This window comes from Finegoldia dalianensis (assembly GCF_046255015.1).
Taxonomy (GTDB): domain Bacteria; phylum Bacillota; class Clostridia; order Tissierellales; family Peptoniphilaceae; genus Finegoldia; species Finegoldia magna.
Genome location: NZ_JBDLBQ010000007.1, coordinates 51,411 through 72,412, shown reverse-complemented (window position 1 = coordinate 72,412; position 21,002 = coordinate 51,411). Strand labels below are relative to the sequence as shown.

At 29.2% G+C, this 21,002-nt stretch carries 34 protein-coding genes; 1 reads left to right on the top strand and 33 read right to left on the bottom strand.

Features of this window, described 5'->3' with window-relative positions; translation table 11 throughout:
- Window positions 1-37: 37 nt before the first annotated feature.
- The 17 genes from ABDJ34_RS08305 to ABDJ34_RS08225 all read right to left on the bottom strand — a co-directional run bounded on the left by ABDJ34_RS08305 (window position 38) and on the right by ABDJ34_RS08225 (window position 12,238).
- A complete protein-coding gene (locus ABDJ34_RS08305) occupies window positions 38-622 on the bottom strand; it encodes a hypothetical protein (RefSeq protein WP_412702039.1) in 585 nt (194 codons plus the stop codon).
- A gap of 112 nt (window positions 623-734) precedes the next feature.
- Window positions 735-1,070, bottom strand: a complete 336-nt coding sequence (locus ABDJ34_RS08300) for a hypothetical protein (RefSeq protein WP_412702038.1) — start codon at window positions 1,068-1,070, stop codon at window positions 735-737.
- Window positions 1,071-1,211: 141 nt separating this feature from the next.
- A complete protein-coding gene (locus ABDJ34_RS08295; RefSeq protein ID WP_412702037.1) occupies window positions 1,212-1,889 on the bottom strand; it encodes a hypothetical protein in 678 nt (225 codons plus the stop codon).
- 253 nt (window positions 1,890-2,142) lie between these two features.
- Window positions 2,143-2,463 (bottom strand): type II toxin-antitoxin system PemK/MazF family toxin, encoded by a 321-nt coding sequence (locus ABDJ34_RS08290; protein WP_412702036.1) that lies wholly within the window; start codon window positions 2,461-2,463, stop codon window positions 2,143-2,145.
- Window positions 2,457-2,699 (bottom strand): AbrB/MazE/SpoVT family DNA-binding domain-containing protein, encoded by a 243-nt coding sequence (locus ABDJ34_RS08285; RefSeq protein ID WP_412702035.1) that lies wholly within the window; start codon window positions 2,697-2,699, stop codon window positions 2,457-2,459. Before ABDJ34_RS08285 ends, ABDJ34_RS08290 begins: the two co-directional genes overlap by 7 nt.
- Before the next feature lie 137 nt (window positions 2,700-2,836).
- Complete coding sequence (locus ABDJ34_RS08280; RefSeq protein WP_412702034.1) at window positions 2,837-3,622, bottom strand: AAA family ATPase; 786 nt, start codon at window positions 3,620-3,622, stop codon at window positions 2,837-2,839.
- A gap of 129 nt (window positions 3,623-3,751) precedes the next feature.
- Complete coding sequence (locus ABDJ34_RS08275) at window positions 3,752-4,567, bottom strand: hypothetical protein (RefSeq protein WP_412702033.1); 816 nt, start codon at window positions 4,565-4,567, stop codon at window positions 3,752-3,754.
- Between the two features lie 119 nt (window positions 4,568-4,686).
- The gene (locus tag ABDJ34_RS08270; protein WP_412702032.1) at window positions 4,687-4,941 is read right to left on the bottom strand and encodes a hypothetical protein; all 255 of its coding nucleotides are present in this window, start codon (window positions 4,939-4,941) and stop codon (window positions 4,687-4,689) included.
- Window positions 4,942-5,061: 120 nt separating this feature from the next.
- A complete protein-coding gene (locus ABDJ34_RS08265; RefSeq protein WP_412702031.1) occupies window positions 5,062-5,286 on the bottom strand; it encodes a hypothetical protein in 225 nt (74 codons plus the stop codon).
- A 10-nt stretch (window positions 5,287-5,296) separates the two neighbouring features.
- Window positions 5,297-5,491, bottom strand: coding sequence for a hypothetical protein (locus ABDJ34_RS08260; protein ID WP_412412170.1), 195 nt, complete (start codon window positions 5,489-5,491; stop codon window positions 5,297-5,299).
- 126 nt (window positions 5,492-5,617) lie between these two features.
- A complete protein-coding gene (locus ABDJ34_RS08255) occupies window positions 5,618-5,791 on the bottom strand; it encodes a defense against restriction DarA-related protein (protein WP_412702030.1) in 174 nt (57 codons plus the stop codon).
- 555 nt (window positions 5,792-6,346) lie between these two features.
- A complete protein-coding gene (locus ABDJ34_RS08250; protein ID WP_412702029.1) occupies window positions 6,347-6,538 on the bottom strand; it encodes a hypothetical protein in 192 nt (63 codons plus the stop codon).
- Between the two features lie 3 nt (window positions 6,539-6,541).
- Window positions 6,542-7,177, bottom strand: a complete 636-nt coding sequence (cas6e, locus tag ABDJ34_RS08245) for a type I-E CRISPR-associated protein Cas6/Cse3/CasE (RefSeq protein ID WP_412702028.1) — start codon at window positions 7,175-7,177, stop codon at window positions 6,542-6,544.
- Window positions 7,178-7,864, bottom strand: a complete 687-nt coding sequence (cas5e, locus tag ABDJ34_RS08240; RefSeq protein ID WP_412702027.1) for a type I-E CRISPR-associated protein Cas5/CasD — start codon at window positions 7,862-7,864, stop codon at window positions 7,178-7,180.
- A 2-nt stretch (window positions 7,865-7,866) separates the two neighbouring features.
- Window positions 7,867-8,961 carry a type I-E CRISPR-associated protein Cas7/Cse4/CasC gene (cas7e, locus tag ABDJ34_RS08235; RefSeq protein ID WP_412702026.1) on the bottom strand — a complete coding sequence of 365 codons (1,095 nt, stop codon included), beginning with the start codon at window positions 8,959-8,961 and terminating at the stop codon, window positions 7,867-7,869.
- A 262-nt stretch (window positions 8,962-9,223) separates the two neighbouring features.
- Window positions 9,224-10,645, bottom strand: a complete 1,422-nt coding sequence (locus tag ABDJ34_RS08230) for a hypothetical protein (protein WP_412702025.1) — start codon at window positions 10,643-10,645, stop codon at window positions 9,224-9,226.
- 63 nt (window positions 10,646-10,708) lie between these two features.
- The gene (locus tag ABDJ34_RS08225) at window positions 10,709-12,238 is read right to left on the bottom strand and encodes a type I-E CRISPR-associated protein Cse1/CasA (protein ID WP_412702024.1); all 1,530 of its coding nucleotides are present in this window, start codon (window positions 12,236-12,238) and stop codon (window positions 10,709-10,711) included.
- Window positions 12,239-12,296: 58 nt separating this feature from the next.
- Between ABDJ34_RS08225 and ABDJ34_RS08220 the strand changes: the two genes are divergently transcribed.
- Window positions 12,297-13,022: a class B sortase gene (locus tag ABDJ34_RS08220; protein ID WP_412702023.1), complete on the top strand. Its 726-nt coding sequence runs from the start codon at window positions 12,297-12,299 to the stop codon at window positions 13,020-13,022.
- A 49-nt stretch (window positions 13,023-13,071) separates the two neighbouring features.
- Here ABDJ34_RS08220 and ABDJ34_RS08215 read toward each other — a convergent pair whose 3' ends face one another.
- From ABDJ34_RS08215 to ABDJ34_RS08140, 16 genes are all read right to left on the bottom strand, one after another.
- On the bottom strand, window positions 13,072-13,767 hold the full coding sequence (locus ABDJ34_RS08215) for a DUF2815 domain-containing protein (RefSeq protein ID WP_412702022.1): 696 nt from the start codon (window positions 13,765-13,767) through the stop codon (window positions 13,072-13,074).
- A 115-nt stretch (window positions 13,768-13,882) separates the two neighbouring features.
- The gene (locus tag ABDJ34_RS08210) at window positions 13,883-14,122 is read right to left on the bottom strand and encodes a hypothetical protein (RefSeq protein ID WP_412702021.1); all 240 of its coding nucleotides are present in this window, start codon (window positions 14,120-14,122) and stop codon (window positions 13,883-13,885) included.
- Between the two features lie 110 nt (window positions 14,123-14,232).
- On the bottom strand, window positions 14,233-14,664 hold the full coding sequence (locus ABDJ34_RS08205) for a single-stranded DNA-binding protein (RefSeq protein WP_412702020.1): 432 nt from the start codon (window positions 14,662-14,664) through the stop codon (window positions 14,233-14,235).
- Between the two features lie 148 nt (window positions 14,665-14,812).
- Window positions 14,813-15,361, bottom strand: coding sequence for a hypothetical protein (locus tag ABDJ34_RS08200; protein ID WP_412702019.1), 549 nt, complete (start codon window positions 15,359-15,361; stop codon window positions 14,813-14,815).
- Window positions 15,362-15,488: 127 nt separating this feature from the next.
- A complete protein-coding gene (locus ABDJ34_RS08195) occupies window positions 15,489-15,848 on the bottom strand; it encodes a hypothetical protein (protein ID WP_412702018.1) in 360 nt (119 codons plus the stop codon).
- Between the two features lie 143 nt (window positions 15,849-15,991).
- Window positions 15,992-16,528, bottom strand: a complete 537-nt coding sequence (locus ABDJ34_RS08190) for a hypothetical protein (protein ID WP_412702017.1) — start codon at window positions 16,526-16,528, stop codon at window positions 15,992-15,994.
- A 111-nt stretch (window positions 16,529-16,639) separates the two neighbouring features.
- Window positions 16,640-16,849 (bottom strand): hypothetical protein, encoded by a 210-nt coding sequence (locus tag ABDJ34_RS08185; protein WP_412702016.1) that lies wholly within the window; start codon window positions 16,847-16,849, stop codon window positions 16,640-16,642.
- 112 nt (window positions 16,850-16,961) lie between these two features.
- Complete coding sequence (locus ABDJ34_RS08180) at window positions 16,962-17,129, bottom strand: hypothetical protein (RefSeq protein ID WP_412702015.1); 168 nt, start codon at window positions 17,127-17,129, stop codon at window positions 16,962-16,964.
- A 62-nt stretch (window positions 17,130-17,191) separates the two neighbouring features.
- Window positions 17,192-17,683 (bottom strand): transposase, encoded by a 492-nt coding sequence (locus tag ABDJ34_RS08175; RefSeq protein ID WP_412702014.1) that lies wholly within the window; start codon window positions 17,681-17,683, stop codon window positions 17,192-17,194.
- Between the two features lie 122 nt (window positions 17,684-17,805).
- Entirely contained in the window at window positions 17,806-18,159 is a 354-nt protein-coding gene (locus ABDJ34_RS08170) for a hypothetical protein (RefSeq protein WP_412702013.1), read from the bottom strand.
- A gap of 5 nt (window positions 18,160-18,164) precedes the next feature.
- The gene (locus ABDJ34_RS08165) at window positions 18,165-18,542 is read right to left on the bottom strand and encodes a hypothetical protein (RefSeq protein WP_412702012.1); all 378 of its coding nucleotides are present in this window, start codon (window positions 18,540-18,542) and stop codon (window positions 18,165-18,167) included.
- A 16-nt stretch (window positions 18,543-18,558) separates the two neighbouring features.
- A complete protein-coding gene (dut, locus tag ABDJ34_RS08160) occupies window positions 18,559-18,987 on the bottom strand; it encodes a dUTP diphosphatase (RefSeq protein ID WP_412702011.1) in 429 nt (142 codons plus the stop codon).
- Between the two features lie 32 nt (window positions 18,988-19,019).
- Window positions 19,020-19,406 carry a hypothetical protein gene (locus ABDJ34_RS08155; RefSeq protein ID WP_412702010.1) on the bottom strand — a complete coding sequence of 129 codons (387 nt, stop codon included), beginning with the start codon at window positions 19,404-19,406 and terminating at the stop codon, window positions 19,020-19,022.
- Window positions 19,407-19,420: 14 nt separating this feature from the next.
- Entirely contained in the window at window positions 19,421-20,116 is a 696-nt protein-coding gene (locus tag ABDJ34_RS08150) for a hypothetical protein (protein WP_412702009.1), read from the bottom strand.
- 38 nt (window positions 20,117-20,154) lie between these two features.
- Window positions 20,155-20,367: a hypothetical protein gene (locus tag ABDJ34_RS08145; RefSeq protein WP_392436292.1), complete on the bottom strand. Its 213-nt coding sequence runs from the start codon at window positions 20,365-20,367 to the stop codon at window positions 20,155-20,157.
- 29 nt (window positions 20,368-20,396) lie between these two features.
- Complete coding sequence (locus ABDJ34_RS08140) at window positions 20,397-20,999, bottom strand: hypothetical protein (protein ID WP_412702008.1); 603 nt, start codon at window positions 20,997-20,999, stop codon at window positions 20,397-20,399.
- Window positions 21,000-21,002: the final 3 nt, after the last annotated feature.

The window sequence follows — 21,002 nt, the reverse complement described above, 5'->3', positions numbered from 1 at the left end:
AAACAAAAGAGAAGGGATAAACCATCCCCTCTCCGTACTAGCCATTAATCAATTGTATTATTTCGTTTAACAACTTGAATCTTTCAGAACCTGTATCAAAAATATTAACCCTTGTAACATTAGCTTGTTTGATACTCTCATCTGCACTAAGCCCACTCTCTAACCATTGTCTAATTAGATACATTTTAAAAGGAACAAACTCAGGCTTTGCATAAGCACTCACATCAATATCAAATCCGAATTCCAATCCGAACCTTATTTCTCGCATTTGTTCATAATCAAAAACAGGTTTTGCATATATACTAACATCAAGCCCTTTCTCTAACCCTACCCTTATTTCTCGCATTTGTTCAAAATCAAACTCTGGGTTTGCGTATAAGCTAACGTCAATCTTGTGGTCAAAACCTACTCTTATTTGTTGCATTTGTTCACCTTCAAATTCAGGCTTTGCATATACACTAATATCATATCCACGTTCCAATCCTACTCTGATTTCTCTCATTTGGTTTTTATCAAATTCAGGCTTAGTATATACGCTAACATCAAGCTCTTTTTCTAACCCTAACTTAATTTCACTTAATTGCCATACATCGAAATCTAATAAATCTGACTTTTCTATCATTGCTTCTCTCCTTTATCTCTTTGTTATATGTAATATATCGATATTGTTGGTAGCTCACTGCACCCACATAAAAAGGCTTCCGAAAATATTTGAGAAGCCTTTATGAATAGTTTTACCAATCTTCTACCACCTCACCAAACTCGTCTACCTCACCAACAAATGTAAAATTAGTGAATAAAGAGTTGGTAAATAAATCTTTCATGCTTTTTTCACATTTTTCAGTCGCCTCGTCATAGGAATTTGCACTTATATCTAGTTCACAAAAACCTGACACTTCAAAACGATACATTTTATTTGTTTTGACTTGTGAATTATCTACTGGCTGTCTTAATTTTTCAACATCATTAAAAACATCACGAATAAGTTTATCAACGTCTTCTAAATCTCTGTTCATATACGCTTGATTAAGCTTATTTTGAATTTCAGTTATTAACTTTTCTCTATTCATTTGACTTCCCCTTTATCTTTTTGTTATATGTAATATATCGACAAATAACAATACCACACAAAACTATTAACCCAATTAATGTACCAAAATAAAAACTTACACCGTACAAGACAGAAAATCTGTCCTATACGGTGTAACCTCTTAGCTTTCAACCATAACTGAATCTAAGATATTTTCAACAACCCATGAAACATCTTCGCCATTATCACAAAAACGTATTTCATTATCCTTAAAAAGTTCTAAAAGCTCTTCGCAAGACATTTCTAGTAGTTTGTTATACGCTTTTTTAAATATTTCATTATCTTGATATTCTAAATCTTCTTTTAGAAATTTTTTGAAATTTTTTACACCGTATTTTGTATATGTGTCAAAAGCATTGTCATAAACAAAAAAGGTTTCTAAATTTCCAGCAGTTATATATATTGGATAACTTTCCTCAAAGATAAATTCTGTTTTTAATTTATCATCTTCGTATATCGCTCGTATTGTTATATTTCCTTCTTCGAACAATTCACATCCTGGCTCATAATCTGTATAATCAAAATCGAAAATTAAACCTGAAATGTTTTCTAATTCTTGTTTTGAAAAATTATCCAAGTTAAAATCAAAATAATCATTTAAAGTTGTACATAAAGAACATCTTCCAGTTGTTGCAAAATCTAATGGCTTGTCAAATTCAAGTTCGTCTTCTGATATGTTCAAATTACCATAATAGAATGTGTTAATTTGTTCAAAAATTTTCTTCAAAAGTTCTAAAGACATTTCTTTGCCTTCTTTTTTAATTGTTACGTTCCCAAATGCATCTGATAAGTTTGCCATAATTTACTCTCCTTTATTTGTTGTTTTGTTATGTATGTAATATATCGACAAATCACAAGTAGCTTAATTATTAATCACGCTAAACGATGTACCTATACACACAAACAAAAAGCTAGTTTATGCCAACCTCTTTCCAAACTTATTTAAAAAACTATATACAAAACCAAGGCAAAAAAAACCCCTAATTCCTCCTAATGCAGTTGCTCAGAAGAGGAGTGCGGGGCTATTAATTCAAAATCTATGCTATATTATGTTATAATTCAGACTTAACAACGTTTAATACATTTTCTAGGATATCTCGTGGAACTTTTTCAACTAGCTTATAGCCTCTGCTTGCTAAATCCAATGATTTAATATGTTCGCACAGTATTACACCTGTTGTTTGAGTTCTATTATCTAATTCTATATGCAAAGGAAACCTATTGTTTGTATTAGTTATAGGACAAGCAATTACAAGATTCGTTTTTCTGTTAAAAAAATTATTGCTTATTACTAATGCTGGTCTATATCCCGCTTGTTCATGCCCTTTAGTTGGATTTAAGTTTATTTTTATTATATCGCCTTGATCTACCATACTTCTTTTCCTACACTTTCTCCCCAATCAATGTCTTCTTTTATATATTCTCCTTTAAAATCTTTAAATAAATCCTCTATACTAATTTCATCACAATATGAATTTTCAATTATTAACTTGTTATCCTCAATTCTTAAATTTAAAGAATCATCATCTTTCCAATTTAAAACATCTAAAATTGACCTTGAAATTCGTAAACCTTGAGAATTTCCCCACTTAGATAACTTAACTTGCATAATAACCTCCAAATATTAATCTTTAACGTATATACATAGTATATACTATTTAACAGATATCTTCAAGAGTGAATTTCTCGAAAAAAACAAGATATTAGGAAAAAAAATTAAGCAATAATCGAGGAAACCTTCCCCAATTATTGCTTGTCTATTTTCGCTAACAATTTGAATATATTTTTATTCCCCAAAATGTCGTCTAATACATAGAGAAAACCTTCGTTATCATGTTGCAAAATTCTTGCGAAATTGCCTTTAGAAACATATTTTACTCTTTCCTCGTTGTTTTCCGTATAATACACTCTTATTTTGCCATCAGAGTTTACGGATAAATGATCTTTTTCGATTATAAAATCAATTATAACGCCAATATTCTCAAACCAAGTCAAAGTATTATCGACCTCTTTCGCAAAACTTTCGAAATTATTCTCGAATTTATTATCCAAAAATGTGAGAAACCTTATATTATGATTTTCCAAATCTCGACTTTGGGTTATTGCTATAAAGTCTTTGAATTGCTCTTTTTCTGCAATATTTCTTTTACAAAATTGTTCAACTGTTCCACCACGCTTGATGAACCTTTCTTTTCTTTTTTCTTCATCAGCAGTTAAATAAACTATATCGAAATCAGTATTTGGAAAACTTTCTTCAAGCTTTAAAAAACCTTTATAATCGATTATATAATAGTCTTTAGAAACCAAATCTTCTTCTAGGACATAATAGATATTATCGCCTATTTCTGTATAAGCTATAGCTTTATCTCTTTCTTTTTCAGCTTGTTCTCTTGTGACATACTTGTACTTATTATCAGATTCTGCTCTTTTCTCTCTTGTAGTCCTTGATATAACGGGCTTATATCCAAGCTTATCTAACTCTTTCGCAAAAGTATCTTTCCCAGAACAAGTTTTTCCTAATATTAATAGCATTTTACTCTCCCTTGTCTTTGTTATGTATATAATATATCGACAATTTTAGCAGCAGTAACTAGTAAGATCTATCCGCTGCTGTACCAAAATAAAGAAGAGAGGGGAAAATATCTCCTCTCTGTTATAAACCTAATTAGTCTTTTCCTTTTCTAGCTTTCTTCTAATCTTAAACATCTTGTCAGAATCAATGTTAGTATCGGCATAAGCACTTACATCAATACCTGATTCAAGCCCTTCTTTTATTTCGTATAACTGGTCTTCCGAAAAACCAACGCCTACATATTTTGAAATATCTACGCCCCAATCCTCTAACTCATCCCTAATTGTTCTCATTTCCTCCGCAGTGTATTTAATATCTGCATATTTACTTATATCAATCCAGTTTTTTAAACCTGTGTGAATTTCAACAATTTGTTCATAATTGAATTTATTTAAGTCAATATTTTGTAAACTATCGAAAGATATATACATATCAAGTATATAAATATCTTTTAATATTTCACATTTTTCCCAATAACTTTTACAACTATCGAAATCTTTGCCTTCATAATCATCTTGAACACAAAGCAAAACATTGTTAATTTGTCTGATTCGCATTATGTTCCCATTTTCGTATAATTTTAAAATGGCTTTTTTAATTTCTTTTTTTAATTCAACATTAGAATCACTGTTTTTATTGAATAAAATTTCACACAATAATTTTCCTATTTTCCTGTCATCTAAATCTAACTTGTCAAAAGTTTCCTCATCTAAGTCTTCTTCGAGGACATAATAAACTGCTCCAGCTAATAAACCGTTATCAAGTTTTTGAAGAGCAACCATAATTTTTTCCGAATCGCTTTCGAGCTTTTTATCAATAAAAGCATAATTTCCGATGTGTTCACGTCTATTCAACCAAATCGCATTATCAATTAATTCAATATTTTGTAACTCTAAATCTTTCATAATTATCTCTCCTTTAACTATATTTATAATATCAGAAAAATCTGTCGACACACTACAAAATCTGATAAAAATATGTACCAAAAGCTTGGAGAAAATCACCCCTCATTTTCTTCAATATTTTACAAGTTTACTTCATCTAACTCTATTACATTCAAATGCAAATAATCTATTTCTTGATTTACTAATTTATCAAACAATTCCTCTTTATCATTCACATCACCGTATAAAGATAAAAGCTCTTCATCGGATTTCGCAGTTTGAGAACAAACATCGGCTATTGTTTCCAAATCTTTAGTTATTATAATCCTTGAGGAAACATTAAGCGTTCTAGTATTTCTCCATTCATCACACCAATACAATTCATATAGTTTCACAATATTCTCCTTTATTCTTTTATTATGTATGTAATATGGCGACAAATCACAAGTAGATAAATTATTAATCACACTCATAACTGTACCATAAGGTTTAGAAAAGGCTTAAATAAGCCCTTTCTAAAATCTTATTAAAGTTGGTTTAATACCACATTCTATAAGCATTTTATTATATTTAGGCAACTTTTTGTTGTATTCCTCAACGTTTCTAGGAAATAATTGTGTAGTTTCTAATAAAAAGTTTCCAAAATTTTCTCCAATGTAGCTTATTCCTCCATTCGCATTTTCATCATCTTGCAAAACCTGATGGAAGATTTGGTTGAGTGTTTGTATATCGTTTTTCATAAATGTTCTCCTAATCAGTTATCGTTATTATTGGCTCAATGTCTGAATTAATGATTATCTCGTTGATATCACGCTTGATATAATCTAAGCACCATTTTGTTAGTTTTTCATCATCATATTCACTCATATCTAAGTCATAAGAATATTCCAAATAATCCTTATCCAAAATTAACTCTGTGATAAGTTTAATTGATACTTCTTTCATAGTCTACTCTCCTTTATCTTTGTTATGTATGTAATATATCGCAACTATTGAATGTTCTAATTAGTTATTCTATCTAGCTAATGTACCAATAAAAAAGAGAGGAAATTCATCCTCTCTTGGAAACAATTATTCTATTGGATTTAGTTCATTTTCTTTGATTTCTTTCTCTGTTAGTTTTCTCGAATATTCAATAATGTCGTAGTATTTATCACTTGTTTTATCTGATAAACCCAATAATCCGTCTTTTGGTTGACATCCTATTGAAAATCCACGTTCTTTCATTCCATAAATATATTTCATATAACTCTCCTTTATCTTTTTGTTATATATAATATATCGACAAATCACAAGTAGACTAATTATATGTAGCACTATATCATGTACCTACACTCGCTATTTGCGAGAAAAAAATAAAAGATAAAAATATTCTTGGACTACACTCGCTATTTGCGAGAAAATACTCTTAAATATAAAGAAACACCCTCGCCATTGCGAGAAACCTGTCTTGATAATCCTCATACATAGAAACACACCCGCTATTGCTGGGAAAATTGTGCTGTTTTAGGGCTTCCAGTGTCTTCCCTGGGAACACACCCGCATGTGCGGGTAAAACTTGAGCGTGGAAGAAAAGATTCTTTACTCAGCAGGAACACACCCGCATGTGCGGGTAAAACACTTACAAAAGCTCGAAATTCTAGGATCAGACAAAATCAATAAATAAAAATTTTATAATAATGTGCCAAAGTTTCTATAACATTCATTTTACTATTAGTTAAGGCTTCTTTTTTCGCACGACTTTGCATGAAAAGTTATCATAATGCCGACTAGCAAAAAACACCTGCTATTGCAAGAAAACTAATTTAGATCGCCTCTTTTTCTTTTATATCCAAAGCACTTATACGCACCCTCTTTGGACTTATATCCATATCCTTGAGCATCGTCTAAAATCTCGCCTGTTTCTATATCTACTATAACATATCTGTTATGACCATGCTTGCTTTTCTTGGTTAATTCAGAATCAACTATTGCCTTGTAATTATTAATCATATATTATCCCCTTTCAGCTATTGGCACAATTGTCATAAGCCCATATCCATAAGCTTTTCTTTTGCCAAAACCATTAATTAAAATTTCTTTAAATTTCTCTACATCTTTAACAGCTAAAACACCTTCAACTACAGCTTTGTTGATAGGAGCTTTTTGATTATCTTTAATTAACTTTTCATAACCTGATTGAATTAGTGTACACTCCAAAACTTCAAAACCGTTTTTATCGCTTCTGTCAATAAGATATTTTATCTTGTCTTCATCACTTCTACATATAAAGTTGTCTCCTCTTTTTGAATTTCTAACATATACAGAACTAACGGGATTATATTTTATTTCAAATCGATATAGTTTATTCTCACTAATATCGTCTAAAAATTGATCGTAGTTGGTTATTTTAGCAGTTCCTTTAATACCGTTTCTTTCAAACATTTCGATATCCGGCTTTTGTTCTGATAGCATTACTAGATAATTTTTATTATTAAAACTATCCAATCTCCACAACTTTCTAGTTCTTATGTTTTCTTTAAATTCGTTTGGGAAGGATTCTTCAACCCATTTATGAAAATATTGTAAATTAGTATACACATAATTTCTGTAATTTTGATTATCTTTAAGCATTACTCTTGAAAGATACATTTACTCACCCACCTTTGTTACATATCTATATTCGAATCTACTTGAAAAATCACGTTTTGTATTCTCAAAAGACTCTGTTAAATCACGTCTTATTAGCTTTTCTTTACTACTAGTATCTATATAATCACTGAATATTGATAACTCTATACTATCTTTTTTGACACTTTCCTTATACCATTTAGAAGCTAACCACTCATAATCTTTGATTATTTCAAGCTCATTTCCGTCAAATTTTCCTATTAAGTAATCAGCATTTATCGGGTTTGATTTTCTGCCTAGAAATAGTTGGTATGCAGGGCTTTTTAAAGCGTTGTATACATCTTCCATTAACTTTTCATCATCACTCGATAAGGCTATAAGAAACTTAGCATCCTGGATATAATACTTTTGTATTAAATTACTCTTAACAAAATAATTAGGGTCATTAGGCATATATTTAGGGTTGTATTCCATAGCTATTTGAAAATCACGAAGCAAACTACCTTTTTGATCTATTCTAACGGAGAAATTTAAAGAGTTTAACTTCTTGATGCTTTCTGTATCGGTTTTTTTATAGCCAAAAGCCGCTGCTACCAGCCCAATAACAGCACTTTTTGTTGGATAATATTCAGTATTTCTTATCTCATAATTTGCTAAGCCTCCCCATGATTGAAGAGGACTAGCAAACTTTAACAAAATAACACTCACAATTAATCACCTAAATTGTCTTTTAAAAAATTAGCTACATTTTCAGCTAAATTGTTTAAATTATCGGCTTCATCGCCAAACTCATTTAAACACTCAATATCATCAAAAGAAATAAAAGAGCTTAATAAAGGTTTGTCGTAAAATTTATTAAACTTTTTATGTTCATCGCAAAGTTTTACTATAGATTTATTAGTATATCCTGAATTAGACAATACGGGTTCTTCAAAAGCAGAAACTAAGTTCATTGGCCTATCTGAACGAATATCGATTGATAAAAAGCTAGGCAAAGTTTGATTTGCATAAGAACTTATCTTTCCTGATGGCATTGATAAGCAGAAAGCTTTAATAAAAAGCTTAATAGAATTAATTAATGTTTCTTTGTCGTGTATTTTTTCAAACAAGTCGTGAATCGCAATATTTGAATATCTGTATAATGTTGAGGCATTAAAATTAGAATTACCAATCATTGCAGCTCCTTGATCCTTAGTATACTCATCAACTGCCGTAAAGTAGTCTACTTCAGAATTAACCTCATGAGTGGATATAGCATGTGCTACTTGACAGCTTGCCTCTACATTTAAGTTTTTAGATGAAGCAACCATTCTACCGAATAACGCTATATCTATAGACATATTGTTTTTAATACTGTCTATAATATCGGGTTTTGCAACATCACCTTTTACTGCTGCTTGTGCTAATTCTAACGCTTGTTTATCCGAAATAAAAAACAAAGATTCTAGGACTAAAGTCTTTTCTCCTTCATCATCAACATCTTTAAGTTTTGTTGAAATTCCAGCTGATTTTAACACCTTTCCAGCCTTTTTAATAGCCTCTTCTCTAGGGATTGAGCTATCAATTTCTAGCATTTTATCAGCTATATAATCAGGTAATTTTAATGTTCTAACTCCTAAGTTTTGAACCTCACTATTTTCATAAAAATATTCTCTGATTGCTCTTTTCCATGATTGAGAACTAACTCTTGATCTATTCACTCCCCCGTATAGTGCTGATTTTGGATTTCCAAATTCATCTCTATTCACATTTGATGGTGGTAGTACTTGTATTGCGTGTATGTCTAAATATAATCTATTCTTCATTTTTTTCTTCCTCTTTTCTTTTGTAATCAATGTATTTTACTAGGTTTGCCTGACCACTCCCCACAACTGAAGTCGGGGGGTTCTCTTTAGGAAAATCCGAAGATTGCTTCATTAAATAAATGATCTAGTCTTCTTTAACAGAGAACTCAACAAATCTATATCGTACGATATGCACTTCACTAGCCCAGCCTTTAAAAGACCTGCTATGTGCTTTCGATTTTGTCTTATTTAAGTCGGTGCAGTCAATCCGACTGGTCTTTTTTTATGCGATTAACCAACGCATTTCTTTTGTTTCTTTTAATCTATTGATTTCTATATTGTGCAAGTTAACAAACTTGTCATATTTCTGGTCACACAAATCAGTATCTACTGATTTTAAATCATCACTAACATTTTGAATTAAAAATGCTGAATACAAATCTCTTTGTATCTTAATATTGTCTATTACATTCCATCTTTGAGATAGTTTTTTCTTAATACAGTTTTTAGTTTTATGATTGAATTGACTTGCCTTAACTTCAAACGTGTCTATCTTTTTTAAATAACACCCTACATAGTGTAGTTTTCTATCTATGATAGTTAACAGTTGGGAAGGAGAGTTATTACTCAGAGATTTTCCGAATCTCTTTTTCTTATTAATCTTTCCGTTCTTTTTGTTTATGGTTGTTTCTTTTGCTCTTTTTTGAAGTGCATTAAATCTCATTGTCTCGACTTTAATATCTACACCTAGTGATATTATCTTGTTTGCCAATATTTCTTGATATTCTTTTCTTTTAGTCGCTAATTTACGGTATAAGTCTTTTCTTTTTTGTCTTAACTTAATATATCTATTAGAATATATCCATCTTTTTGATCCCTTTTTAACCGTTCCGTCATCATTATAGTTTTTGGAATTGTTTATTCTCTTAGAGCGTTCTAATTTTCTATCTAATCTCTTTAATTTCTTGTATTCATTTTCTGTATTAGATAATCTCTCTAGCTTAACACAACTATCAGATACAATAGCAACAGATGATGTTCCGATATCAATACCGACTGATTCTTTTCCGTAGTTTCTTTTCTTAGGAGGAATACCTTCTTTGATTACTTGAACGAAATATCTGGTTTTTCTTCTGATTTTTCTTTTAAGTATTCTAATGTATTTGGTCTTATCATTTCTTGATTGGATATTGTATATGTCATTTCTCTTTTCTTTAATCTTTAGCTTTAAATCATTCCATAAAACAATATTATCTTTTAATCTAAGACCTGTATTATTGCTTTTGTTCTCAATAGACATATCGCTATATCTGTTTTTAAAATTAACTTTGTCAGCTACATGATAGTGTAGTTTTTCCACAGTCTGAAAAGACCTAGTAGCAAGTTTTTGTGCTTCACGAGAGCCTATATGTCTGGAATACAATTTTCTTATGTCCTTAACATATTTGTGCATATCATATTCTGAATAGTTCGTATATAGTTCTATTTCTTTAAGTCTTCTATTTCTTTCCTTGCTAGATTTTTCTTTTAAAAGACTATTATATTTTTCGTTGTTTCTTAATCTCTTAAGTCTTTTCAAACACTCATTAAGACAAGCATTGTATATAGACTTAGCACTATTAAATTTCTTTTCTAAACTCTTTCTATCTCTAGTAGTTGTCAATAGTTCATATTCAACTACATACGATGATGTCTTAGCTTTCATTTACAAACCTCCAACTATCTTTTAAATTGTTTTTTAAATCTTATTTCCCATTCATCCCCACGACTAAAGTCGGGGGCTTTCTGGGGCTTTATTGTAAATTTCTAAGCAATCTTTTCTAGTCGAAAACTCTTTTATTTGGTGTAATGCAAACATTTTAAAATCCTTTCTAAAATCTTCTAAATCAATATCAGCTGAGAGTTCTCTATCTACATAGAAATATAGAGGCTCTAATTTTTTCTCAATGTAATCTTTAGAAGACTTATCGTCATATCTATTTAATTGTGTAATTTTATATAAGAAATTACTGTAATTTTGAACAACAGTATAACAATATTCTAAAGTTTTATATAAATCAGAATCCTTGTTAAAAAGTTCCAATACATTTATGTTAAAACTACTGAAAATTTCCTCTTTTGGAACATATGATAAGGCATTTCCATCATCTATCAATGTTACCATGTCTATTTTAATATCTTTGAAATCAATATTTTCAGAATACTTTAATAAGTTTTCAAGAATAACGGGTGTTTCGTACAGCCCCTTACTGATCAAGAATAAAATCTGCCATAAAATGTAGTTACTTCTAACCTTTATCGTGTTATAAATATCTTCTTTTTCCTTATATCTCAAAATAGCCATACTTTCCAATTTAATAGGCTCTATTAAAGATAATTTACACACATCTAAGCTATTGTTTGATATTCTAATAGCTCTTGAATAAGTATTATACAATTCTGCTAAATTATCTGGAACATAACCTTTAATATTCTTAGTAATAATCTTATTTGACGATTCTTCCCAACAAGGTTTTTGAGAATTTCCTACAAACTCTTTAACCGGGTGTACTAAAACAAGATTTAGCATTAGTGTTTCAAACACGTTACTACCCCTTAAACTTATTGTAGTAATCTTATACAACCAACCATATGACTTTTTGTCAACACCGTCAAAAACAGCCTTATCTGACGTATTAGAATAGTTTTGATATGTTACGATCCATCTAGCAAGTTCTGAATCTGACAGTTTATTCTTTGCCTTTTCATCGTTAACGTTGAACATTCTTAAAGAATTTGATTCATAAAACTTACCGTTTATCTTTTTAAAAGGGATATTAGATGGTTTTGCATTTTGCTTACCCATCGATACAACATTAAAATCTTCCCATATATTACTACTTACTTGATAAAACGGATACTCGTCATCATATAAATAAAATCTATCGTGATATTTATTTAAATAAGTTTCTACAATTTTGGGGAAAGATTTCTTTTCCCATAAATTAATCCACGCTTTATTCAAATCATTAACATAATCTTCAATAACATTTGTATCTATTTCAGTTTTCTGCTTAAACATCTCATTTAGTCCAAAATATCCATACTCTTCCCCATTCTCATCAAATCTTGAGAATACCGTTTGAAGAATAGATAACAAAAATCTTGTTATAGAAATTGTCTGAACTTCAGTATCACCTGCTATACTAATATACTTAGAGGCATTTTTAAATAGCTCCAGAATTGAAACATTTAAGTTATTACAATCAGTGTCAATTACAGGAATCCATTTTTCATCTAATAAATTAAATTCACTCACTATATCTCCTTTCAAAAATTAATAATAATGGGTATAACATAAACGGGAGGCTAAAATAATGAAAAAATTACTTTTGTTCATAGCTATAATCACGTTTATAATACCTATATCTATAATCACAAATTCTGAACTTCAAAGCTATCGAAAAGAAAGCAATACTAAAGCTATATCAGAATCTATGAATAAAACACTTAATTCAAATGAAAAATCATCACAAGACAAAATACTCGAATTAAGAAAAAATCTAAACAACGAAAATGTCATCGGTAGAATTGAAAACAAAGCTTTAAATATTGACGAAATCATCGTAAAATCTAAAGATGACACCTACTGGCTTAACCACGATATTAATAACAAAAAGAACAAATATGGAACTATCTTTCTAGACCGTTACAATCGTAGTGATTTTAGTGATTGGAACAACAACCTGTTCGGGCATAAAATGCTAGACGATAAGATGTTTTCAAATCTTACTAAGCTACAAAACCAAAAATACGCAACCAGCTTACAATCTAGTAATAACGATATATTTACAATAACATCGATACAAGGTATTGAACGTTATAAAATAATTTCTATTAAGCGTATTAAAAAGCTTGATAGAAACTTTTATAAAACGCAAGAAGATCGTGACTGGTTAATTAATTTGATAAATACATCAGACATAGTAGTCAATAAACCAAAAGAGGCTATCGAAAAATACGTCATTTTATCAACCTGCGTTAATCCTAGTGCCGATGATAATTTAAGACAAATTGTTCTTTTGCAAAAAATATCAGAATAATAAGAATGTGGTATTGTTATTAATTATTATACCACATTCTTATTATCACTTAAATATAAATTGATTTTTGTGTAATACATTCGCTAGTTCTAATAAAACCTTGAATATAACGACTTATTCCAACCTTACCTTTATGTGAGTATGGATAAAACTTAATTACTATCTCACCCGTATCTCCAGAAGAAATTCTTTCATTCGGATCTAGTAGCTTACCCTCTCTATCTCTTAGTACAACTGAAAGCTTACCTGTTTCATCATTACCTACTTTAACATTTCTTATCATTAGTTTATTTTGTGCTAAAGATTGACAAAACTCTTTGTTATCATCTTTTTGATTAGCAACAAAAGAATTAACGTCTATAAATAAGGATTCATTGGTCTTTTTCTTTATCATATCCATTGTTGTATTCTTTGGATATATCCCTTTTTTAATACCGTAGTCAAAAGCATTTAGATATGCTTTATTTATTTCGTTAACAATATCTTTATCATTAGGAATTAATACTAATGTTGATAAGCCTTCATCTACATCTGGATTATAATTTGATATATTCAAGTTTGGATATAACAAAACTACATCTTTAATTCTAACAGCTGATGATATTGCTATTGCCTTTTTATCTTTCATTAAATGCAATGTTTTACAAATATCTTCACTTTCTTGGTTAAACATTCCTTCAATCTTTTTAACTCTGTTATTCAAAGTTGCTAAAAACATTCTTAAATCTTGATTTACTTCTGTCATAATAACTCTCCTTTGTATTTTTTATTTTTCTTATATATGTAACATATCGACAAATCACAAGTAGATTAATTATTAATCATACTATAAAATGTACCCACATATTCCTGAACATCAGTCACCCCCTTGCCTGCGAACGAACTCTAGCTCTCTTTGTATATATCGCACCCAGAGATCTGTTTAATCTTTTCGCCAAATCTCTATCTAGTCCATCGAAATCCATTAACAAATGAATTTCTTCATCACTCCAAGTTCTCGGAGGTTTTCCGGCACCATACTTTTCTCTATGCCTTTGCTGTTGTCTACGCTTCGCAGCTCTATATTTATCAAGATTTTTATACTTATCCTTGCACTTCACAAAATCACCTCAACCATTACCACATACCTACAAATCACAAGTGTATTAAACACAAATCACATTCTAATAAAAAGAAAGGAAGTGGCATTACACCACTCCTCTATTTCCATTTAGAAAGGCATTTCACTATCGTTATTTATGACAGCATTACCCATTCCAAAATCGTCTGGGCTATTTTGTTGTTTATTGTCTTGACCATGTTGGTTATTACTGTCGATAAATTCAAATTGTTCAACAATAACTTCAGTAGTATAAATCTTTTGACCTTCTTTATTATCGTATGATCCAGTTTGAATTCTACCGGACAACAATACTCTCATACCTTTAGAAACATATTGTGCTAAAACCTCTGCTTGTTTTCCAAATATAACACAACTGATAAAATCTGCTGTAGGTTGATTATTCGCCTCTGCCTCTTGTCTTTTTTCTTTAGTTAATCTCCTATTAACAGCAACCGTAAATCTACCGATCGCCATTTGCGATTGGTTGTATCTAAGTTCTACATCTTTTGTTAATCTTCCCATTAAAACTACATTATTCATAATTTATTCTCCTTTTTCTTTGTGATATATCGACAAGTGATAAATCCACAAATAATTAATCATTGTATCACTTGTCAATTAAAGCCTTAATGTTTCTATATTTACTTGTTATATGTGACACATGTACAAATAATAACACCACAAGTAACTAATCACATATTACATTCTTATTACTATATTTTTCAACAACATCATAGATATCATCTATCGTGAAACAATCATAACTATCCATTTCAATTTCATCTATGTTTTCATCAATTATATCACTCGCAACTTGCTCGTCATTATCACGACAAATTAATGACAAAACACATTCTCTGAAAAAAGCGTACTCGACAAGTGTACAAATATCAGAATTTATATTAGTATAATCCGAAAACATAGCAACGCCATTTCCAGCATAATCGTAAACATGATCCACAAAAACTTTTGAACAAAAATGTTCTCGAAACTCTGGAAAATATTTTGTAAAATATTCCAAATTATTCTTATAAAAATGTTCAATAATCTTTTCGCAAATATCACTTTCCATGATGTACGAGTTGATTTTACATTGATATTCTTCATCATTGAAAGATTCGCCTGAATATTGTTTCGAAAACTCTATATAATCATTTTTTGAAAAGGGGATAGGGCAAGAAAAATCTTCTTCCATATCTTTCAAAACCATTTTTGTATTTTTTACGTTAACCTTCATAATTTACTCTCCTTTATTACTTTGTTATATGTAATATATCGACAAGTGACAACACCACAAATAATTAATTCATCAATCATATGTACCTCCAAAAAAACCCTGCCACATAATAGCAGGGGAGTAGGGGCTATAGTTGTTGTGTGTCATATCCATGAGAAATCAAGATTTGATTGAACTTGTTAACACATCTTATATATTTTTTTTCACAAAACAAGTTAAAAGCACAATAATCTATCTCGTCTATTTCTGAATCTAATATATTGCCATTAACATCAACTGGGTAAAAATCTCTATCACACTCAATGAACTTTTCAGAAAATTCTATAATTGTTTGTGGAGCTTCTTCCAAAACTTTTGCATAATCCCAATCAAAATTATGCAAATATTCTTCGTAAGCTTTAAGCACTTCTTTTTCGAGTAGCGTTCTATAGTCTAATGATGTTATTACAACGCCACTATTAACATTTTTCCACTTTGTTCTTTTCATGTTTTCTCTCCTTTATCTTTGTTATGTATGTAATATAGCGACAAGTGACAACACCACAAATAATTGATATACCTATAATATATACCAAAACAAAACCCCCAAACAAAAAGATTGCATGGGGGATAGTATTGGTTATTTTTTTTCTACTTTTTTAATGTCGAATATCCTGGATCTAATGATATTCGTTTATATATTTCATCTTCTAGTTCTTTATTATTGTTAAAAAATGTGTCTGAATTAGCAATTTTTCTTTTTAGTTCATTGATTCGCATTTCATCTCTTATTGGCAGCTTATTATCTAAATATAAATTGCAATCTCTGATTTGTTCTTTAATTTTGTCGTTTTCACCACGACTGACTAATAAAATTGTTACACAAATCTTATCGTATTGACATAATAATTTTGGATAAATCTGTAACAACTCATCTGAAGAATAAGAATCAATGTATTTGAAGGCGTGATTTGATTCTTTCATATATTTTAAGTCCATTATTTTGCCATTTTCATTAATTTTATTGTCTTCTGTTATTAAGTTGTGAGTTATGAAATCATTTGTGTATGAGATTATTCTATAACGTGGGAAAAAACCCTGATAGACAAAAAACAATACTATTAAAACGCAAATGCTATTTATTATTATGTTTTTTTTAGTGTCTTTTGATAATTTTCTTGAACGCATAATGTTCACTCCTTTTTAAATCATTTTATATATCCCTTTTATACTTTTACAATAATCAAACAAGGAACCCCCGACATTAGTCGTGGGGAGTAGTCAGTTTCGGGACAAAAGTTATTTATTTAAATAGTCATCAATTTCTTTATTTTTTTGTTTTGCTTTTTTATCTCTAAAATTTCGTCTATATTCTTTTATAATATGACAACTGTTACACCCTGAAGTATTTTTACACCACCAACAGTAGTCATTAATATAAAAATATGATTTTGGTGGTGAAGGTCTTGGCTTTCTTTTTTTAATTTTTCTACCTGAATGTTTTTTCATAATATTACCCTCTTGTGAACTACCCCCACTTAAAGCTTAACGCTTTTGAAGTGGGGGCTTCTTGCTTAATCCTCCACCTATAGAGGATGGGGGATTTTTTTCTCAATAAGTGTTAAATCATTTTATATATCCCTTCTAGACCTTCATTATCCGCTTTATAAGTTTCGTTTGTTTTGGTGTCTACAATTAATAATTCGTTTTCTCTTATTTTAATTTTACAACCATAATCTTTTAATATTTTAAGAAAAATATATATTGTATTTGATATATCGTCTCTCATAATATCACCTCTTTTTTCTTAATTATTATTTCACTCCGTTACAAAAAACAGGGGATAGGAAACTATTCCTCGTACAATAAATAATCTTTATAATTGTCTAACACTTCTATAAAATTTATCAAAGCTTCTTTATCGAATATTTCCTCGTTTGAAATGTTATCCCATAATGACATTTCCAGCCAATTTTCTTGAATCATTTTGAAATCATCATAGAAAACATCAAGCAAGTCTTCAACCTCAAATACATTATCAATATTCTTTATATCTTTTTGAAATTTACATATCCTTTCTTGAAATTCTTTTTGTGATTTATTGGCTAATAAGTTATCCCAAAATGGATCTTGGAAATTTTCAAGCCAACATTCACCGAAATTCTTATCTAAATCAATAACCTTAGATAAACTTCCATGTGCTTTTTTTACCGCTAATTCGTATTCAATATCATCCAATATGTTATGTTTTTCTTTAACCAATTCTCTTAATTCGTTTAATGACAAATTGCTTAATTCTTTTATTGTTTTTTCAAAAGTTTTTTCTAATGTTTCGATACTCATAATATACTCTCCTTTGTTTTTGTTATGTATGTAATATATCGACAAATGATAATACCACAAGTAATTAATACACCTGTGGACTGTACCAAAACACTATAGACAAAGGAGAGGGTAGGGTAGATTCAACTCAATATTAAATCATTTATTAATGAACTAACAAGATAATTTAAATCTTCAGAGGCGTTTATTATTTCATTTTTAAACAATGTATATTTGTAGGATACAGTCCAATTATTAGAATCATCTATAAGTATTTTTATATAATTCTTATTATTTAAAGCTACAATAACACAGGTTTCTTTGTCACAATCAAAAAAATAATAAAATTTTTTATTTGATCTGCAAAATTCTCTTGCAACGTTAACCGCTATATCTTTTAGAGTAACATGTAATATTTTTACAGGTTTACATTTTGCCAGATCTAAAAGGTTTATAGTTTTATATTCAAAATTATTTTGATTTTCTTTTAATTTCATATTATTTAAACCTCCCATGTTTCTGGATAAGAAACATCAATACAAGTTATATAACTTCTATCTTCATCTGAAAAAGATATATCTAATATTTTTGCTATATGATCTAAAACCTCGTCAAAATCACTATTTTCTTTAAAATCTTTCATTAATGTTTGGTAATTAATTTCTTTATATTCCCATAAGCCTTGTGGGGAAGTGTCTTCATCACATTTTTCAACAAAATATTCCATTATTTCAGTTATTTGTTTTCGATCAGTTATTTTAAAATATAGGTCTTTATAAAGTTCTTGATAACAAAAATCTTCTTCTCTTTTTCTATTAGGTTTCCACATGAAATCTACTGTCAAAGGATTTTTATCAATTTTTAACCCAATTAATTTCATTTAATTTACCACCTTTCTATTTATTTGTGCTGCCAAATCCACCAGTACCTCTTTCAGTTTCACTTAATTCATTTAATGTATCTACTTTTTGTAAATAAACTGAAGTATATGGTACTATAATCATTTGTGCAATATATTCACCGTCATCAATAGTAACATCTTCATTTCCATAGTTGAAGAATTTTAGTCTGATTGAACCTCGATAATCAGAATCTATAATCCCTACAGTGTTTTGTAAAGCTAAGTGTTTTTTAGTTCCGATAGATGAACGGGGAACAACCATTCCGAAGCAACCTTGTGGTATTTCAACATGAATCTTTGTGTCGATATCTGCATAGTTTTTACTGAACACTATGATTGTATTATCTAAACAAGCTGGAAGATCTATTCCTGCACTGTCCTTTGTTCCTACTTTTAAGTTATGTTTTTCTGTAAAATATTTCATAAAATTATCCTTTCTTTGTTTTTTATCTGATATTATATAATATCAACTTTCCATGTTTCTGGAAAAGACACATCAATACAAGCTATATAATTTCTATCTTCGTCTGATAGTGATATATTTAGTAAGTCTACCATGTGGTCTAAGACTTCATCAAAATCACTATCGTCCTTAAAATATTTCATTAAAGTTTTATAATCGATGCCCTTAGATTGAAATAAACTTTGTGGTGATTTGTCTTCATCACACTTTTTTACAAAATAATCCATAATTTCACCTATCTTTTCTTGATCCTTTAATTCAAAAAGCATGTTATTGTAAGGTTCCTGATAAATCGAACTCTCTTCTCTCTTTTTATCAGGGCTCCACACAAATTCTACTACCAAAGGGTTCTCGTCAACTTTTAATCCAATTAATTTCATTTAATTTTCTCCTTTTATAAAAATATTGTTATAGTAACCCAAATTGCTATTGCTATTATCATTGCAATGAATATTAGGTTATTTTTTCTCATTTGTTTTGCAACGTTCATTTCGTATTTTAATTTTGTGTTAAACCATTCGTTGAATGATTTTTCGATTTCTTCTATTTCTTTTGTATTTTTACTTTTTTCTTTTAGCACACTTACATTAGCTAGTTCTAGTTGATTGGCGTATTCATTTTTAAATTCATTTCTACTTATGATTGTCACAATAGCTGAAACTCTATCTTGATCGTTCATTTGGCTAAAATTATCTATTAATTCTTTTGTCGACATATCTTTTATCATATTTGATACAACGTTACTATCTTTAATGAATTTGATAGCGTCAAATTGTTTTGAAGTATCGATTGTATCATTTTCTCTTAAGATGTTTGATTTTTTTAATTTTTCAAAATATAAATTTCCCTTGATTCTATTAATTTTTTCATTTTTGATATTTTCTTTATTAATGTATTCTTCACTAGCTTTTATTAGTTTGATTATTTTTTCTTGTGAAACACCGTCTATTGGTGTGCTTACTTTTTCATAATTGCCTTTCTTTTCAACAATAGTTTCGTCTATATTGTCATCCATTGTTCTTTCTGAACAACTTATTAAAACACAACCAGCTACAATAATAATGAATAAAGGGATTATTCTTTTAAACATAATTATTTTCCTTTCTTTATTTTGTTTTTTTTATGTTATTAAATTTCTCCTTTGAAACACATAAAAAGCAATTTAAACCATAGTATGTTTGATAAAAGAAATACTGTGCCTGCTATTGCTGTTACAATGTTTATTGGTTTATAAGGAGATGGAAAAATAAATACGTTTTTATATGCTTGTATTACCCCCATATTTGATGTTATCATTAAAGCTATTGTTAAACCTAAGATTAGTGCGTTTGTTTCTATCATTGTTTTTTCCTTTCTTAGTTTTTGTTTATTTATTTTTGCTTTAAATTTTTGTCTAGCATTTCAAAAATATGTTCAAATATTTTTACGATATCGTCTATTTCATCTGTCGTACTATGATAACTCAAAAAGTGTTGTTCTAAACGATTGATACCTATTTGAATATAATTGTCATCATCTAAAGACAGTATTCTTGTTGCTACGTTGTCTTTTTCTATAAAATTTGTAACAAGTTTATCGTCTTTTTCAGAAAATGTGTTCATTAAACTTTCGACTATTTCGATTAGATTTGAAGTGTGTTCAGGGGTTATGCAAATGTCACCGTTTGAAGATAATTCTATTAGTTGCATAACATCAAATTCGTCACGATTATTATAACCTTTGTTGTATTCTTTAAAATAAATATTATATTCAGGTAAATTACTATAGCCATTATAATCTGACATTATGTTTATAAAGTTAAAATAGGTTTTAAGCTTATCTTTATCGTAATGTTTTGAATTTATAACGATTGGGAAAAATGATGTATCATCTAATGATTCATAATTTGTGAATCCTAAGATATAGCCATTATAAGAAAAAATAGAAATATTTTCTATTTTCTCTATATCTAGGCTTGTTTTTTCTAATTTCATAAA

Coding starts and splice junctions, on each gene's coding strand:
- ABDJ34_RS08275 (WP_412702033.1), bottom strand. CDS start 4,567: ATGAAAGATTTAGAGTTACAAAATATTGAATTAATTGATAATGCGATT.
- ABDJ34_RS08230 (WP_412702025.1), bottom strand. CDS start 10,645: ATGAAAGCTAAGACATCATCGTATGTAGTTGAATATGAACTATTGACA.
- ABDJ34_RS08200 (WP_412702019.1), bottom strand. CDS start 15,361: ATGAAGGTTAACGTAAAAAATACAAAAATGGTTTTGAAAGATATGGAA.
- ABDJ34_RS08260 (WP_412412170.1), bottom strand. CDS start 5,491: ATGAAAGAAGTATCAATTAAACTTATCACAGAGTTAATTTTGGATAAG.
- ABDJ34_RS08140 (WP_412702008.1), bottom strand. CDS start 20,999: ATGAAATTAGAAAAAACAAGCCTAGATATAGAGAAAATAGAAAATATT.
- ABDJ34_RS08155 (WP_412702010.1), bottom strand. CDS start 19,406: ATGAAATTAATTGGATTAAAAGTTGACGAGAACCCTTTGGTAGTAGAA.
- ABDJ34_RS08265 (WP_412702031.1), bottom strand. CDS start 5,286: ATGAAAAACGATATACAAACACTCAACCAAATCTTCCATCAGGTTTTG.
- ABDJ34_RS08250 (WP_412702029.1), bottom strand. CDS start 6,538: ATGATTAATAATTACAAGGCAATAGTTGATTCTGAATTAACCAAGAAA.
- cas6e (WP_412702028.1), bottom strand. CDS start 7,177: ATGTATCTTTCAAGAGTAATGCTTAAAGATAATCAAAATTACAGAAAT.
- ABDJ34_RS08215 (WP_412702022.1), bottom strand. CDS start 13,767: ATGACAGAAGTAAATCAAGATTTAAGAATGTTTTTAGCAACTTTGAAT.
- dut (WP_412702011.1), bottom strand. CDS start 18,987: ATGAAATATTTTACAGAAAAACATAACTTAAAAGTAGGAACAAAGGAC.
- ABDJ34_RS08165 (WP_412702012.1), bottom strand. CDS start 18,542: ATGAAATTAATTGGGTTAAAAATTGATAAAAATCCTTTGACAGTAGAT.
- ABDJ34_RS08220 (WP_412702023.1), top strand. CDS start 12,297: ATGAAAAAATTACTTTTGTTCATAGCTATAATCACGTTTATAATACCT.
- ABDJ34_RS08290 (WP_412702036.1), bottom strand. CDS start 2,463: ATGGTAGATCAAGGCGATATAATAAAAATAAACTTAAATCCAACTAAA.
- ABDJ34_RS08190 (WP_412702017.1), bottom strand. CDS start 16,528: ATGCGTTCAAGAAAATTATCAAAAGACACTAAAAAAAACATAATAATA.
- cas7e (WP_412702026.1), bottom strand. CDS start 8,961: ATGAAGAATAGATTATATTTAGACATACACGCAATACAAGTACTACCA.
- ABDJ34_RS08150 (WP_412702009.1), bottom strand. CDS start 20,116: ATGTTTAAAAGAATAATCCCTTTATTCATTATTATTGTAGCTGGTTGT.
- ABDJ34_RS08170 (WP_412702013.1), bottom strand. CDS start 18,159: ATGAAATTAAAAGAAAATCAAAATAATTTTGAATATAAAACTATAAAC.
- ABDJ34_RS08305 (WP_412702039.1), bottom strand. CDS start 622: ATGATAGAAAAGTCAGATTTATTAGATTTCGATGTATGGCAATTAAGT.
- ABDJ34_RS08300 (WP_412702038.1), bottom strand. CDS start 1,070: ATGAATAGAGAAAAGTTAATAACTGAAATTCAAAATAAGCTTAATCAA.
- ABDJ34_RS08280 (WP_412702034.1), bottom strand. CDS start 3,622: ATGCTATTAATATTAGGAAAAACTTGTTCTGGGAAAGATACTTTTGCG.
- ABDJ34_RS08175 (WP_412702014.1), bottom strand. CDS start 17,683: ATGAGTATCGAAACATTAGAAAAAACTTTTGAAAAAACAATAAAAGAA.
- ABDJ34_RS08185 (WP_412702016.1), bottom strand. CDS start 16,849: ATGAAAAAACATTCAGGTAGAAAAATTAAAAAAAGAAAGCCAAGACCT.
- ABDJ34_RS08195 (WP_412702018.1), bottom strand. CDS start 15,848: ATGAAAAGAACAAAGTGGAAAAATGTTAATAGTGGCGTTGTAATAACA.
- ABDJ34_RS08255 (WP_412702030.1), bottom strand. CDS start 5,791: ATGAAATATATTTATGGAATGAAAGAACGTGGATTTTCAATAGGATGT.
- ABDJ34_RS08205 (WP_412702020.1), bottom strand. CDS start 14,664: ATGAATAATGTAGTTTTAATGGGAAGATTAACAAAAGATGTAGAACTT.
- ABDJ34_RS08145 (WP_392436292.1), bottom strand. CDS start 20,367: ATGATAGAAACAAACGCACTAATCTTAGGTTTAACAATAGCTTTAATG.
- ABDJ34_RS08285 (WP_412702035.1), bottom strand. CDS start 2,699: ATGCAAGTTAAGTTATCTAAGTGGGGAAATTCTCAAGGTTTACGAATT.
- ABDJ34_RS08180 (WP_412702015.1), bottom strand. CDS start 17,129: ATGAGAGACGATATATCAAATACAATATATATTTTTCTTAAAATATTA.
- ABDJ34_RS08295 (WP_412702037.1), bottom strand. CDS start 1,889: ATGGCAAACTTATCAGATGCATTTGGGAACGTAACAATTAAAAAAGAA.